Source organism: Streptomyces sp. NPDC048277 (assembly GCF_040652235.1).
Lineage (GTDB): Bacteria > Actinomycetota > Actinomycetes > Streptomycetales > Streptomycetaceae > Streptomyces.
In genome coordinates this window covers 23,045-37,116 of the sequence record NZ_JBEZLQ010000036.1, presented here as the reverse complement: position 1 = coordinate 37,116, position 14,072 = coordinate 23,045, and the positions used below count along the sequence as shown (strand labels likewise).

At 72.9% G+C, this 14,072-nt stretch carries 12 protein-coding genes; 5 read left to right on the top strand and 7 right to left on the bottom strand.

Features of this window, described 5'->3' with window-relative positions; translation table 11 throughout:
* The first annotated feature begins 2 nt into the window (after nucleotides 1-2).
* On the top strand, nucleotides 3-1,646 hold the full coding sequence (locus AB0D85_RS46510; RefSeq protein WP_362335655.1) for an AMP-binding protein: 1,644 nt from the start codon (nucleotides 3-5) through the stop codon (nucleotides 1,644-1,646).
* Nucleotides 1,647-1,689: 43 nt separating this feature from the next.
* Nucleotides 1,690-2,745, top strand: a complete 1,056-nt coding sequence (locus AB0D85_RS46505) for an LLM class F420-dependent oxidoreductase (RefSeq protein ID WP_362335652.1) — start codon at nucleotides 1,690-1,692, stop codon at nucleotides 2,743-2,745.
* On the opposite strand, the gene AB0D85_RS46500 is transcribed toward AB0D85_RS46505, so the two are convergent.
* Entirely contained in the window at nucleotides 2,726-3,808 is a 1,083-nt protein-coding gene (locus AB0D85_RS46500; RefSeq protein WP_362335649.1) for an acyl-CoA dehydrogenase family protein, read from the bottom strand. The two genes, AB0D85_RS46505 and AB0D85_RS46500, sit on opposite strands and share 20 nt — an antisense overlap.
* Nucleotides 3,809-3,936: 128 nt before the next feature.
* Between AB0D85_RS46500 and AB0D85_RS46495 the strand changes: the two genes are divergently transcribed.
* Nucleotides 3,937-4,740, top strand: coding sequence for an enoyl-CoA hydratase/isomerase family protein (locus tag AB0D85_RS46495; protein ID WP_362335646.1), 804 nt, complete (start codon nucleotides 3,937-3,939; stop codon nucleotides 4,738-4,740).
* Nucleotides 4,741-4,788: 48 nt separating this feature from the next.
* Here AB0D85_RS46495 and AB0D85_RS46490 read toward each other — a convergent pair whose 3' ends face one another.
* Together AB0D85_RS46490 and AB0D85_RS46485 are read right to left on the bottom strand one after the other, a co-directional pair.
* On the bottom strand, nucleotides 4,789-6,030 hold the full coding sequence (locus tag AB0D85_RS46490; RefSeq protein WP_362335643.1) for a MaoC family dehydratase N-terminal domain-containing protein: 1,242 nt from the start codon (nucleotides 6,028-6,030) through the stop codon (nucleotides 4,789-4,791).
* Nucleotides 6,027-7,595 carry a class I adenylate-forming enzyme family protein gene (locus AB0D85_RS46485; protein ID WP_362335640.1) on the bottom strand — a complete coding sequence of 523 codons (1,569 nt, stop codon included), beginning with the start codon at nucleotides 7,593-7,595 and terminating at the stop codon, nucleotides 6,027-6,029. The genes AB0D85_RS46490 and AB0D85_RS46485 overlap by 4 nt, the downstream gene beginning before the upstream one ends.
* 79 nt (nucleotides 7,596-7,674) lie before the next feature.
* Between AB0D85_RS46485 and AB0D85_RS46480 the strand changes: the two genes are divergently transcribed.
* Both AB0D85_RS46480 and AB0D85_RS46475 read left to right on the top strand, forming a co-directional pair.
* Nucleotides 7,675-8,442, top strand: coding sequence for an SDR family NAD(P)-dependent oxidoreductase (locus AB0D85_RS46480; RefSeq protein WP_362335637.1), 768 nt, complete (start codon nucleotides 7,675-7,677; stop codon nucleotides 8,440-8,442).
* A complete protein-coding gene (locus AB0D85_RS46475; protein WP_362335634.1) occupies nucleotides 8,439-9,209 on the top strand; it encodes a crotonase/enoyl-CoA hydratase family protein in 771 nt (256 codons plus the stop codon). Before AB0D85_RS46480 ends, AB0D85_RS46475 begins: the two co-directional genes overlap by 4 nt.
* Nucleotides 9,210-9,311: 102 nt before the next feature.
* Here the strand turns inward: AB0D85_RS46475 and AB0D85_RS46470 are convergent, their stop codons facing one another.
* From AB0D85_RS46470 to AB0D85_RS46455, 4 genes are all read right to left on the bottom strand, one after another.
* The gene (locus AB0D85_RS46470; RefSeq protein ID WP_362335860.1) at nucleotides 9,312-10,241 is read right to left on the bottom strand and encodes a cyclase family protein; all 930 of its coding nucleotides are present in this window, start codon (nucleotides 10,239-10,241) and stop codon (nucleotides 9,312-9,314) included.
* A 42-nt stretch (nucleotides 10,242-10,283) separates the two neighbouring features.
* Complete coding sequence (locus AB0D85_RS46465) at nucleotides 10,284-11,474, bottom strand: acyl-CoA dehydrogenase family protein (RefSeq protein WP_362335631.1); 1,191 nt, start codon at nucleotides 11,472-11,474, stop codon at nucleotides 10,284-10,286.
* A 188-nt stretch (nucleotides 11,475-11,662) separates the two neighbouring features.
* A complete protein-coding gene (locus tag AB0D85_RS46460) occupies nucleotides 11,663-12,850 on the bottom strand; it encodes an acyl-CoA dehydrogenase family protein (RefSeq protein WP_362335628.1) in 1,188 nt (395 codons plus the stop codon).
* The gene (locus tag AB0D85_RS46455; protein WP_362335625.1) at nucleotides 12,847-13,974 is read right to left on the bottom strand and encodes an acyl-CoA dehydrogenase family protein; all 1,128 of its coding nucleotides are present in this window, start codon (nucleotides 13,972-13,974) and stop codon (nucleotides 12,847-12,849) included. The genes AB0D85_RS46460 and AB0D85_RS46455 overlap by 4 nt, the downstream gene beginning before the upstream one ends.
* Between the last annotated feature and the right edge of the window lie 98 nt (nucleotides 13,975-14,072).

Sequence of the window (14,072 nt, the reverse complement as noted above, 5' to 3'; positions counted from 1 at the left end):
CGGTGAGTGTGACGTCCGAGCAACGGCGGCGCGACCGCGCGCTGTTGCGCGACCGCTGGTACCGGGAGGGCCACTACTCCTCGCGGACCATGGCCGAGGCCCTGGAGGACGCCGGCCTGCGCGTTCCCGGCACCCGCTTCGTGTTCGCCACGGAGACGGAGACGAGCACGGTGACGCTGACGGACGTGCTCGCACTCGGCAGACGTGCGGCGGCCGGACTGCGCCGACTGGGGGTGCGGCCCGGCGACGTGGTCGCCGTCCAGGTCCCCAACCGCCTGGAGCTGGTGGTCTCGTACTTCGGGGCCTGGCTGGCCGGCGCGGTCGTCCTGCCCATCACCCACATCTACGGCGCGGCCGAGGTCGGCGCCATCCTCCGGGACGCCCGAGCGAAGGTGCTGATCCTGCCCGACGCCTGGCGCTCCATCGACTTCACCGAGCGGGTGGCCGGTCTCGACGCGGGACCGGAACTCGAACACATCGTCATGATCGGCGAGCGGACGGCACCGGACGCCGTCCCCTGGAGCACGCTCGTCGCCGGGACCGGGGAGGCGCCGGCGCCCGAGGGCGTGCACGCCGACGACGTCTGCGCGGTGATCTACACCTCGGGCACCACCGGAGTCCCCAAGGGCGTGCAGCACACGCACAACACGCTGCTGCACGAACTGCGCAAGGGCGACCTGATGAACGAGGCCGGCCCGGACGACACCCGCCTCATCCCCTGGCCCTCGGGCCATGTCGCGGGGCTGCTGGCCGCGTGCAGCGGGATCGTCGGCGGCACCGGCACCGTGCACATGGACCGCTGGCAGGCGCACCGCGCCGTGGAACTCGTCGAGATGTTCCGCTGCACCATCACCAGCGGCACACCGCTGCACGTGGAGGCACTGCTCAAGGCCGCCGAGGAGGACGGCCGGGACATCTCCAGCCTGCGGTTCGTGCAGATCGGCGCGGCCAACGTGCCGCCCGCGCTGGTCGCCAGGGCCGACGCCGCGGGCATCGTCGTCGCGCGGGCCTACGGCAGCACCGAGCACCCCCGCTGCGCGACCTCCCCGCCGGACGCCTCCGCACGCCAGCGGTCGCTCACCGACGGCCTCGTGCGGTTCGGCGACGAGGTGCGGATCGTCGACGAGAACCTGCGGCCGGTGCCGCTGGGGGCACAGGGCGAGGTGCTGACCCGCGGGCCCAGCCAGTTCGTCGGCTACCGCGACCCGGCGTACGACGCCTCGGCGTTCGCGCCGGGCGGCTGGTTCCGCACGGGTGACGTCGGACGGCTCGACGAGGACGGGCATCTGACCATCACCGACCGCATCAAGGACATCATCATCCGGGGCGGCGAGAACATCGCCTCCAAGGAGGTCGAGGACATCCTCGCCACCCACCCCCGGGTCCGGCACGCCGCGGTGGTCGCCGAACCCGACCCGCGCTACGGGGAGCGGGTGGCCGCGTTCGTGGTCCTCGACGGCGGCACGCTGGACGTCGAGGAGGTCCGCGAACTGTTCGCCCGCCACCGGGTCGCCCCGCAGAAGGCCCCGGAGCGCATCGAGGTCGTCCCCGAGCTGCCGCTCGCCCCGTCGGGCAAGGTCCGCAAGTTCGAGCTGCGCGAGCGGCTGCGGGCGGCGGGCGGGACCACGGAAGGCAGCCGGCCGTGACCCGCGGCCGGCCCCACCTCGGCCGACAGAGAGAAGGCTCCCCATGGACGTGGGACTGCTGATGAGCTACTCGGGCGGCTTCGCCGAAGCCGCCCGGCGGCTGGGCGACTTCGAGGCGGCCGGGGTGGACTCGGTCGTGCTGCCCGAGGCCTACACCTTCGACTCGGTGAGCCAGCTCGGCTATCTCGCCGCCCGGACGGACCGTATGCGCATCGCCTCGGGCATCCTCAACGCCTACTCGCGCACCCCGGCACTGCTCGCCATGACCGCGGCCGGCCTCGACTTCGTGTCCGACGGCCGGTTCGAACTCGGCCTGGGCGCCTCGGGGCCGCAGGTGGTGGAGGGCTTCCACGGGCTGCCGTACACCGCACCGCTGGCCCGGGTCCGGGAGGTCGTCGAGATCTGCCGGACGGTCTGGCGCCGTGAACCCCTGCGGCACGAGGGCCGGCACTTCCAGCTGCCGCTGACCGCCGAGCGCGGCGGCAGCGGACCGGCCGGCAAGCCGCTGCGGCTGATCAACCACCCGGTACGGCCCGACATCCCGATCGTCCTGGCCGCGTTGGGAGCCAGGAGCGTGGAACTGGCGGCCGAACTCTGCGAGGGCTGGCAGCCGACCCTGTATCTCCCCGAGGCCGCCAAGGAGGTGTTCGGACCCTCCCTGGAGGCCGGCCGGGCCGGGCGTCGGGACGGACTGCCGCCGCTCCGGATCATCGCCGATGTGAAGGTCCTGGTCAGCGAGGACGTGGCGGAACTCGCGGCCGGCCGGCAGCGGGTGCGCGAGTACCTCGCCCTCTACGTCGGCGGCATGGGCGCCCGCGGCAGGAACTTCTACAACGACCTCGTCGCCCGGTACGGCTTCGAGGAGCCGGCGGCCCGGATCGAGGAGCTGTACCGGACGGGCCGGAAGGCCGAGGCGGCCGCCGCGGTCCCCGGCGAACTGCTCGACCGGGTCGCCCTGGTGGGGCCGCCCGGCCTGGTGGCGGAACGGGTGGCCGCCTACCGCGAGAGCGGGGTGACGGGCCTGAACGCCTCGCCGGTCGCGGACACCCACGACCGGCGGGTCGCCGACCTGGCCCTGCTCAAGCGGCTCGCCGGGTGAGACGGGCGCGTTCGAGGCGGGCGAGCACCCGCTCGTGATGGTGGGCGGCGGTGCCGTGGACCAGCGCGTCGACCGTCGCCCGCCGCAGATACAGATGCAGGTCGTGCTCCCAGGTGAAGCCGATGCCGCCGTGCGACTGGAGGGCCTCCCCGGCGACGGCGGGAAGGCACTCGCTCGCGAACGCCTTGGCCACGGAGGCCGCCGCCGACGCGTCCTCGCGGTCCGCGTCGAAGGCCAGCGCCGCGTAGTAGGCGGCCGCCCGCAGCCCGCGCAGGGCGATCAGCATGTCGGCGGCCTTGTGCTTCACCGCCTGGAAACTGCCCAGCGGGCGCCCGAACTGCTCGCGTACGGTGACATGCCCGACCGTCATCTCCAGCAGCCGCTCCCCGACGCCCAGCGCGTCCGCGGCCGTCAGGACCGCCATCGCGTCCACCCAGCGGCGCGCCTCGCCGGAGTCCGTCGCCAGCACCTGGTCGTCCGCCACGGCCACGTCGTCGAACAGGACGTCGTACCAGGACCGGGTCAGGTCGAGGGTGGTGCGCCGCTCGGTGCGGGCCGCCGCTGTCGGCACCAGCAGGACGTACGGCTCGTCCCCGGTGAGGACCACCAGCAGCCGGTCGGCGCAGCCGGCGGCGTGCACGGTCGTGGCCCGGCCCGAGAGGACGAGCGAGCGCCCTGTCCGGCGTACGGCGAGCGAACCCTGGTGCACGAAGGCGGCCTTGAGCCGTCCCTCGGCGAGTTCCGGGGTGAGCGGGGCCGTGCCGCGCGCCGCGGCCCAGGACGCCAGCGCCGTCTCCAGGAAGGGGCCCGGAGCCGCCGCGCGCCCGAGTTCCTCGGCGACCAGGCAGAGCTCCGCCAGCCCCTGCCCGGCGCCCCCCGAGTCCTCGGGCGTGGCCAGGCCCGGCCAGCCCATCCGCGCCCCGCGCTCCCACAGCTTGTCGTCGACGTCCAGCCCCGCCGCCACGACCGCCCGAACGGTCCGCGGCGGGCAGTCCGAGGTCAGCAGGTCACGCGATATCCCGCGCAACGCGGCCTGTTCCTCGGAGAGTTCGAAGTCGACCATCGACCGTTCCTTCCTGGGGCGCGGCTTGCGATCACTAGCCTCTGATTGAGTGCAATGATTAAGCTATCTGGGATGCCGGTTCCGGAGAAGCCCGTGGGCCGGGAAGCCGGTGGGGGAGAGGAACGACGATGTCGGATCAGCAGCCCGTTGGTGCCGCACACGGCTACGAGACCGTGCTGTTCGAGGTGGAGGGACATGTCGCGACGGTGACGCTCAACCGTCCGGACCGGCTCAACGCGTTCAACCAGACGATGGTGGACGAGTTCCGAGACCTCTGGGGGCGGGTGCGCACCGACGACACCGTCCACGCGGTGGTGCTGCGGGCGGCGGGCGAGCGCGCCTTCTGCACCGGCACCGACGTGACCGACCGGATCCACCTGGCCGAGAACGTATGGAGCCAGGAGGACCCCGGACGGGGCCTGAGCCCCAAGCAGAACAAGGTCTGGAAGCCCGTCGTCGCCGCGGTGCACGGCATGGTCGCCGGCGGGGCGTTCTACTGGCTGAACGACTGCGACATCGTGATCGGCGCCGATGACGCCACCTTCTTCGACCCTCATGTCAGTTACGGCATGACCTCCGCGCTGGAGCCGATCGGGCTGGCCCGCCGCATTCCCCTGGGCGAGGCGCTGCGGTGGGCGCTGCTCGGCCTGGACGAGCGGATGTCCGCGGCCCGGGCGCGGGAGATCGGGCTGGTGTCCGAGCTGGTGCCCTACGCGGAGTTGTGGGGCCGGGCCGACGAACTGGCGCGCATCATCGCGGCCAAGCCTCCGGAGGCCGTGCAGGGCACCGTGCGGGCGATCTGGGAGACGCACGGCCTGGACCGGGAGACGGCCCAGGCGCTCGGCTGGCACTACACCACGATCGGCAACCCCCTCGGCAAGCCGCAGGTCTCGCGCGAGACCTTCGTCAAACCGAGGTGGACACTGCGCTGACGCCGGCCGGGGCGGCCGCACTCCACCGCGTCGCTCCGGCCGGCCCGGTCAGTCCGCGAACCGCGCGATCTCCAGGTCGAGCAGCTCGCCGAGGCTGTCCGCCGGAGGGTCCGGCAGCCGCACCGGCGACTGCCGGGTCGGCAGCAGCACCACCGCCCGCCCCGGTGTGGAGACCTCACCGCGCTGGTTGTGGCACGAGATGTCGATGTGCACCTCGTTGCGGCCGTCGACCACCGCCTTGTCCACCACGGTGCCGCGCACCCAGGTCGTGTCCCCGACGTAGTTGAACTTGCGGTGCTCGCACCGCAGTCGGAACAGCCAGCCGTCGTCGCCCATCCAGTCCGTGAGCGCGTGCGTCAGCCAGGTCTCGCGCATGCCGCCGTAGTCGTAGCTCATGGGGATGCCCAGCTCGTGGGCGCGCTCGGGCTCCCAGTGCAGCCGCTGCACGGTGTCCGGGATGTTCCTGGCGTTGGGCGGGTAGAGCCCGGGGGCCTTGCGGCGGACCCGCCGGGCGACCGCGAAGGCCCCCGGCGGAGTCAGCTGCATGCCCCAGCCCACGTGCCAGACGACGACGTCGGTCACGGTGAGCGGGCCCTTGACCCGTGGCTGGAGTTCGTCGCCGATGCTCACGTCCTCGAAGTAGCGGGTGTGCGCCCCGCGGCGGGACTCGGCGTCGTACGCGGCGTCGATCTCGGCCAGTTGTTCCTCGGTGTAGGGCGGGAAGTCCGGGCCCTTCTTCTCGTCCGCGCGCTCCCTGCCGGTGTGCCGCTCGGTGTGGATCCAGGTGCCGCGCTGCACCGCGACCACCTGTCCCGCGCCGTCAGCGAACAGGAAGTCGTTGGTCACGTGGGCGGCGCGGCCGCCGAAGGAACTCGCCTTGACCTGGACGCCGACCTGGGTCCGCAGGCAGGAGCAGCGGTCGCCGAGCCGCAGGGGGCGGTAGTACTCGAACTCCATGACCGCCTGGTAGGCGCCGAGCCCGGCGAACGGATCGCCCTTGAGGACCGCCTTGGCCCGGTCGTCCTGCTCCACGGCGTTCTCGCCCATGGTGTACAGGAAGTTGGGCGGTGCGATCGTGCCCTGCCAGCGGGTGCCCGGACCGTGCGCGGGGTCGCACCACAGGGGGTTGTCGTCGCCATAGCCGAGCGCGAAGTGCCGTATGCCGTCGGCCGTCACCTCCAGGTTGTGCGGTGGCAGCCGGCGCTGCGGGACGCCGATGCGGCGGCGCGAGCGCTCGACGGCCTCGTCGGTGAGCAGGCCGTAGTCGGGCCGGTCCGTCAACGTGGTCAACTTCGCTCCTCGATACGTGAGACGGGCGGTTGTCCCTCCGGTGTCCCCTCGGTGCCGAAGAGTTCCTGGAGGCGGGGGCGGTCGACCTTGAGCGAAGGGGTGCGCGGCAACTGGTCCAGGATCCTTAGCTGCACCGGCATCTGATAGCGCGTCAGCCGCGCCGCGAGGTGGTCGAGGAGTTCCCGTTCACTGGCCTGGCCGCACAACGTGACCGCCACGACGGGCACTTCGCCCAGCCGCTCGTCGGCGAGGGCCACGGCGGTCGCGTCACTGACGGCCGGATGCTGGTGCAGCGCGTCCTCGATCACACTCGGCGGGATCTTGAAGCCGCCGCGGTTGATCGCGTCGTCTGCCCGGCCGTGGATGAAGAGGAACCCGTCCTCGTCCACCGAGGCCAGGTCGTTGGTGCGCAGCCAGTCACCGTTGGTGGTGGGCAGCTGTGCGCCGCGGACCTCCAGGAGACCGATACGGCCGGGCCCCTGCACCTGTGCCTCCGCCGCGCGGTCGACGACCCGCAGTTCGATGCCTGGGTGCGCGCGGCCCACACTGCCGCGCTTGGCGGTGGCCCACCGGCGGTGGTCGTCGAGCGACCAGCCCGCGATGGCGCCGGCGAACTCGGTGGCGCCGTAGGTGGGCAGGATCGGCACGCCGTAGCGGGCCTCGAACTCCTCGGCCAGGTCCGGCGGCAGGGGTGCGGTGCCCGAGCCGATCGCCCGCACGCCGGCGAAGGTGTCGGCCGGCAGCTCCGCGTGCAGCACCATCCGGATGGCGGTGGGCGGCAGCCGCAGCTGCCGGGGCCGGTGCCGGCGCACCAACTCGGCCCACTCCTCCACCTGGAAGCGCTCCAGGAGGGCGACGGACCGTCCGTCGACGGCATGGGCGATCGCGAAGTAGAGCCCGCTGATGTGGGCGAGGGACGACCACAGGATGACGTACCCCTGGCGCAGACGCGGCCCCGTGCCGTCGTCGAGGACCGTGCCGGCGGCCCCGAAGGCGGCGGTGAGCTGCGGATAGCTCAGGGAGACGCGCTTGGGCTTGCCCGTGGTGCCGCTGGTCATCATCACCACGGCCACGTCGTCCATGGGGAGGCCCGGCGGCTCGGGCAGCCAGGACACCGGGTGGGGCCGCAGGCCCGACTCCGGCGACACGACCAGGGGGAGGGCGCGAGCCTCCTCCGCGGCGGCGCGGACGGAGGCGCGGCGCCAGTCCTCGTCGTCGGCGATGACGACGTCCGGACGCAGCGTGCGGATGTCCTCGCCGAGTCCCGTGTCGCCCACGTGCGGGCTGAGGGTGACGACCTGCCGGCCGGTGGCGATCGTGGCGACCAGCGCGGCCAGTTGGCCCGGCCGGTTGCGCAGGACGAGACCGATCCGCCGGGCGGTGGGGTGGTCACGCAGCAGCGCGTCCAGGTCGCGGGCGACACCCGCGAAGTACGACCACGGAAAGTCCGACTCCGCGAAGGTCAGCGCCGTCGCGGTCGGCTCGACGTCCAGCACGCGGCGGAGCCAGTTCGAGAGCGGGGGCAAGCTGCGCCCTACGGGCAGCGAGCGGGCCTGTTTCGTCATGGCACCCTTCTACGGGGAGGCGGGCCTTTGAGGTAAATTAGTTACTTGATTGTACCGATGGCTCGACTCCAGGAGAACCATGCGACTTGACGCGATCACCGCACTTGTCACCGGCGGTGCCTCCGGCCTCGGGGCCGCGACCGCGGCGGCGTTCGCCGACGCCGGGGCGAAAGTGGTCATCACCGACCTGCCCGGCTCGCCCGGCGCCGAGACCGCCGCCGCGATAGGCGGCGCAGTACGGTTCGTGCCCGCCGACATCACCGACGAGGAGAGCCTGCGGGCCCCGCTCGAAGCCGCCCAGGAGGCCGGGAACCTGCGGGCCGTCGTGCACTGCGCGGGCCGCGGCGGCGACCGGCTGCGCATCCTCGACAAGTCGGGAGCACCCGCCACGCTGGACAGCTACCGGCAGGTCCTGGAGGTCAACCTGGTCGGCAGCTACAACGTCCTGCGGCTGGCCGCCGCCGCCATGGCGGGCAACACCGTCGAGGACGGCGACCGCGGCGCGATCGTGCTCACCGCGTCCGCGGCGGCCTTCGAAGGACAGATCGGCCAGACCTCGTACGCCGCCTCCAAGGGCGGGGTGCACGCGATGACGCTGGTGGCGGCCCGCGACCTCGCCAGCTGGGCGATCCGGGTCAACACCATCGCACCCGGCACCTTCGACACCCCGATGCTGGCCAGGCTCCGTGAGGACATCCGCCGCGGCATCGCCGAGACCATCCCCCACCCCAGGCGGCTGGGGAACCCCGAGGACTACGCCGACCTGGCCCTGACCCTGGTACGCAACCCCTACGTCAACGGCGAGACCATCCGCCTCGACGGCGCGTTGCGCATGGGCCCGCGATGAGCACCGGCCCCGAGGTGCTGGTGGACCGGCACGACCGGATCCTCGTGATCACCCTCAACAGACCCGCGCAGAAGAACGCGATGACCCTGGCGGCCGCGCACATCGTCGCCGAAGCCGTCGACCGCCTCGACGCCTCACCCGAGCTGTCCGTCGCCGTACTGACCGGCGCGGGCGGGACGTTCTGCGCGGGCATGGACCTCAAGCGGTTCGCCCGGGGGGAGCGGCCCGCCCTGCCGGGCCGTGGATTCGGCGGGCTCGTCGAGGCACCCCCGGAGAAGCCGATCGTGGCCGCCGTCGAGGGCTGGGCACTCGGCGGCGGCTTCGAACTGGCCCTGGCCTGCGACATGGTGGTGGCCGCCGAGGGGGCGCGGTTCGGACTGCCCGAGGTACGGCGCGGACTGGTCGCCCGCGGCGGCGGCATGATCCGGCTGCCGCAGCGCCTGCCGCGCTCGGTCGCGATGGAACTGCTGCTCACCGGCGACCCCATCGACGCCGGCCGCGCGGAACGGCTGGGCCTGGTCAACCGCGTGGTGGCCGAGGGAAAGGCGCTGCAGGCGGCCCTGGAACTCGCCGAACGGGTCGCCGGGAACGCGCCTTTGGCGGTCCGGTGCGCCAAGGCGGTGGCGGGCGCCGCGTCCGACTGGCCGCAGGACGAAGTATGGCTGCGGCAGGCGCCGTTGTCCGACGCCGTGTTCGCCTCGGACGACGCGAAGGAAGGCGCACGGGCCTTCGTGGAGCGCAGAGAGCCCGTGTGGACGGGGAGTTAGACGTACGAGCCGTCCGGTGACGGACCGTACGAGTGGTCCGGTGACGGACCCGGGGTGGTGCGACGACGGGCACCGTGTGCGCGCCGCACCACCCTCCCGCCCTCAGCGGATCGCCACGGGGTTCACCATTCCGCCGGTGCTCCGCACGAAGCGCTCCGGCGTCGCGTGCAGCAGGAACGTGTAGCGCCGGTCGAGGGCGCACGCGGCCGCGAGGTCTTCGAGCACCCAGTTCTGCCCCTGGATCATGCCCATCATCACCAGAGAGAGGATGTGCACGGGCAGCATCACCTCCTCGACGTTCGACGGCAGCAGTTCCATGGGCATGTTGTCGATCGCGGCCGCGGCCGCACGCCGTTCGTGGAGGAAGAGCGGAGCGTCGTAGTCCAGCGCGGGGACCGGTCGGCGGTAGCCCGGCACGTCGCCCGCCAGGAAGTACGACACCTGCCCCGTCCGGACCAGGACGATGTCGCCCTCCTCGACCGGCATCCCCTGGGCCTCCTCCACGGCCTCCAGGACCGCACGGGTCACCGCGAACCGGCCGGGCAGCCGGTCCACGCCCTCGTGGCGGGCGACGTCCAGCAGGATGCCGCGCGACACGATCGTGCCGGCCGCCTCGATGCCGAGCCTGGTCGCCCCCGAGGCGTCCACCGCGTCCGCCGGAACGCCGTTGTACATGAGGCCCCGGTGGCTGCAGTGCGACAGCGCGTCCCAGTGCGTCCCGGCCTGGGTGGGGGTCACGACGATGTCGTCGCTGTACGCCACCGAGTCCGGGGACGCCGACATGGGCGCGTTGATCGCGAGCATGGTCCGCACCGGGTTGATGCGCCCCGGGACGCTCGTGCCGGACTGCTGCGGTCCGTCCAGCGAGAGCGGCATGGCGAGGGAGTAGGCCTCGCCCGTGACCACCGAGGCCGTCGCCTTCCTGACCACCTCCGGGGTGATGAAGTTGAGGGTGCCGAGCTGGTCGTCCGCGCCCCAGCGCTTCCAGTTGGTGACCCGCTCGGCCAAGGTGTCGAACTCGGCAACGCTCAGCACGGTATTCCGCCTCTCGTGCGCCATGACTCTTCTGGTGGTTCAGGAACGTGGTTCCCGGGGCAGCCCGAGGGCCCGCTCGGCGACCGTGTCGCGCAGCACCTCGTTGGCACCGCCCGCGATGGTGTAGGCCCGGGAGTAGAGAAGGGCGTCCTGCCAGTAGCCACCGGCCACGGCGCGTTCGTCGCCCTCGACCAGGAGGCCGTCGGTTCCCTGCAGCTGGACGCCGAGGGAGACGGCTTCGAGATTGGTCTCGCTGTAGAAGATCTTCACCATCGCGGGGTCGGCGGGCTCGTCGGTGCCGGCCGCCATCCGGGACTGCACCGCCTTGCTCATCAGGTCGGCGACCAGCGTCCGGGTGGCCAGCCGCCCCAGCCGGGCGCGGGTGGCGCCGTCCCGCAGGGCGGGCGCCGCGTCCGGACCCGGCCGGGCCGCCAGATCGAGCAGGCCGTCGAGGTCGTCGAGCAGTTCGGCGCTCCGCGCGGCGACCGAACCCCGCTCCTGGGCCAGGCTGGCGCCGGCGACCCGCCACCCGTCGCCCACCTCGCCGATCACCCGGTCCACGGGGATGCGCACACCGTCCAGGAACACCTCGTTGAAGTCGGCGGTGCCGGTGATCTCCCGGAGCGGCCGGATCTCCACCCCCGGTGTCCGCATGTCCAGCGCGAACGCGGTGATGCCCCGGGTCCTGCGGGCCGCGGGATCGGTCCGCGCGAGCAGATATCCGACGTCGGCGTACTGGGCGTTGGTCGTCCACACCTTCTGCCCGTCGACGACGAAGTGGCCGCCCTCCCGGCGTGCCCGGGTGCGCAGCCCCGCCAGGTCGCTGCCCGCCTCGGGCTCGCTGAACAACTGGCACCACAGGTCGGCGCCCGACCGCAGCCGGGGCAGGAAGTGCCGCTTCTGCGCGTCCGACCCGTGGGCCAGCAGTGCGCCCGAGGCCAGGGCACCGGCACCGATCTGCCCCCAGGCCCGGGCGCGCGCCAGCTCCTCGGCGACGACGAACGCGGGCCCCGGACGTGGATCGGCGAGACCGCCGTACTCCGTCGGCCACGACCTGCCGAGATAGCCGGCCTCGTGCAACCGGGCGATCCAGCGCCGCAGTTCGGGCACGAGGGCGGCGGCCGGGGCCCGTACACCCGCGTGGGTCCTGGTGCCGGGCGCGTGGGCGCGGACGAACGCCCGCACCTCGGCGCGGAAGGCGTCGAGTCCGGCATCGGTGTCGAGCTTCATCGTCTCTCCTGTCGAAGCGGGCTGTGGTGCCCCGGTCGCGGTCGGCCGAGGTCCTCGTCACGGTCCGTCGGACGGTGTCCTGACCGCGCTCGGTGGGACGGTGTCCTGGTCGGACGGTGTCCCCGTCGCGGGCGGGCCCGTCCGCCCCGCCGTACCTGAGACCGCCGGGCCGTCCGCCCCGCCGGACCTCAGACCGCGGGCATCCCGGGATCGCGGGGCAGACCCAGTACCTGCTCGGCGAGGGTGTTCCGCTGGATCTCGGCCGTGCCCGCGCCGATCGTCGACGCGCGGGTGCGCAGGAAGCCGTAGAGCCATCTGCCGCGCTGCACCGCCTCCTCGGACCCCCGGCCCAGCAGACCCGCCGGGCCCAGCATGTCGACGGCGAACTCGTGGATGTCCTGCTCGAAGGCGGTGATGTGCAGCCGGGACACCGAGGAGACCGGGCCCGGCTCGCCATGGGCGAGGATGTCGGAGATGGTCCGCTGCCCGTTGTAGCCCATGATGCGCACCCGGATCTCGAAGTCGGCCATCCGGTCCCGCACCTCCGCGTCGTCCAACGCCCCCCGTTCGGCGAGGAGCTGCCGCAGTTCGGTGAGGACGCGGCGGTAGGTCGCGGCCTGGTTCATGGCCCCGGCGGCGCGCTCGTGGCCCAGGCTCGTGCGGACCAGCGGCCAGCCCCCGTTCTCCTCCCCGACCCGGTCGGCGACGGGCACGCGGACGTCGTCGAAGAACACCTCCGCGAACAGATGGTCTCCCGTCAGGTCCCGCAGCGGGCGTACCTCCACGCCCGGAGCGTGGGCGTCGACGATCAGATAGCTGATCCCACGCTGCCGGGACTCACGCGTGCCGGTGCGCACGAGGGTGAAGAAGACGTCCGCGCGGGCGGCGTGACTGGTCCACACCTTCTGCCCGTTCACCACGTACGCGTCACCTTCGCGGCGTGCGGTGGTGCGCAGGCTCGGCAGGTCGGAGCCGGCCTCGGGCTCGGAGTAGCCCTGCGCCCAGACCGTGTCGCCGCGCAGCATCGCGGGCAGCCAGCGGCGCTTCTGCTCGGCGCTGCCGAACCTGATGATCGTCGGCGCGGCGATCCCCAGCCCCGTCCCGACCGGTCCGGGCACCCGGGCGCGGGCCAACTCCTCCTGGTACACCACCTGATGGGCGAAGGGCAGGTCCATACCGCCGTACTCCGTCGGCCAGCCGGGCCCGGCGAAACCGTGGTCGAAGAGAGCGGCCTGCCAGGCACGGGTCCAGGCGAAGCGCTCCTCGGGATCCCGCGGGCGCCGCCCGGGGCCGTGGCCGGCCAGGAAGTCCCGCAGCCGGGTCCGGAAGCCGTCGAGCGACTCCTGGCCGCGCGGGCTCGGGGCGGTGGTCGTCATGCGTGGGTTCCTCCCGCCATGGTGAGCCGGGCGAGCCGGGCGCGTTCCTCGCGCGGCGTGCCGAACAACAGCTCGGACGACTTGGCCCGGCGCAGATAGAGGTGCGCACGGTGCTCCCAGGTGAAGCCGATCCCGCCGTGGATCTGGATGTTCTCCTTCGCCGCGTGGGTGAAGGCCTCCGAGCAGTAGGTGCGGGCCACGCCGGCCGCGATCGCCGCCTCGGTGCCCGGTGTGCCCACCGCGGATCCGGCGAACCTGGCCGCCGACCGGGCGCACTCCACCTCGACCAGGAGTTGTGCGCACTTGTGCTTGACCGCCTGGAAGGAGCCGATCGGGCGCCCGAACTGCTCACGTGTCCTGGCGTGGGCGACGGCCATGTCGAGGCAGGCCGCGGCACCGCCGACCTGCTCCGCCGCGAGGGCGGCGCGGACCTGGTCGCGCACCGCGGCGAGCCAGGCCGAGGCGTCGCCGGTGCCGATCCTGGTCGCCGGGGTGGCGTCGAGGCGGATCCGGGCCAGCGGCCGGGTCGGGTCCAGGGCGTCGAGGACCGTGCGGGTCAGGCCGGGCGCGGTTCCCGGGACGGCGAAGACGCCGACGCCGTCGGGGCACCGCGCGGTCACGAGCAGCAGATCGGCGGTGTGCCCGTCGACCACGTGGCTCTTCGTCCCGTTCAGCGACCAGCCGCCGTCGGGCAGGCCGGTCGCGGCCGTGCGGACGTCCGACTCCCAGCCGCCGTCCGGTTCGGCCGTCGCCAGCGTCGCGGTGAGGGCGCCCGAGGCGATGCCCGGCAGCCAGCGCTCCTGCGCCCGGACGTCACCGCACCGCAGGAGGGCCTGACCGGCCAGCGCCACCGTGGCGAAGAACGGGCTCGGGCAGAGGGCCCGGCCCATCTCCTCCAGTACGACGCCCAGTTCGGCCGGACCCAGGCCGTCGCCCCCGTACCGTTCGGGCACGGTGAGTCCGGTGAGGCCGAGCTGGGCGGAGAGCTGCCGCCAGACGTCCGGGTCGTACTCCTGCGGGCGGGTGTCGGCAGGCGGTGGCCGGTGCGTCATGGCCTTGTCGTCGAGGAACCCGCGCACCAGCCGGCGCAGTTCCTCCTGGTCCTCGTCGAGACTGAGGCTCATCGCGTGTCCACCGGCATCGTCGTGACCTTCACGCATCGTGACCTTAGCAGTGATCGGGTAAATCAGTAAACTGATTAACGGATCGAGAGGGCTCGGTC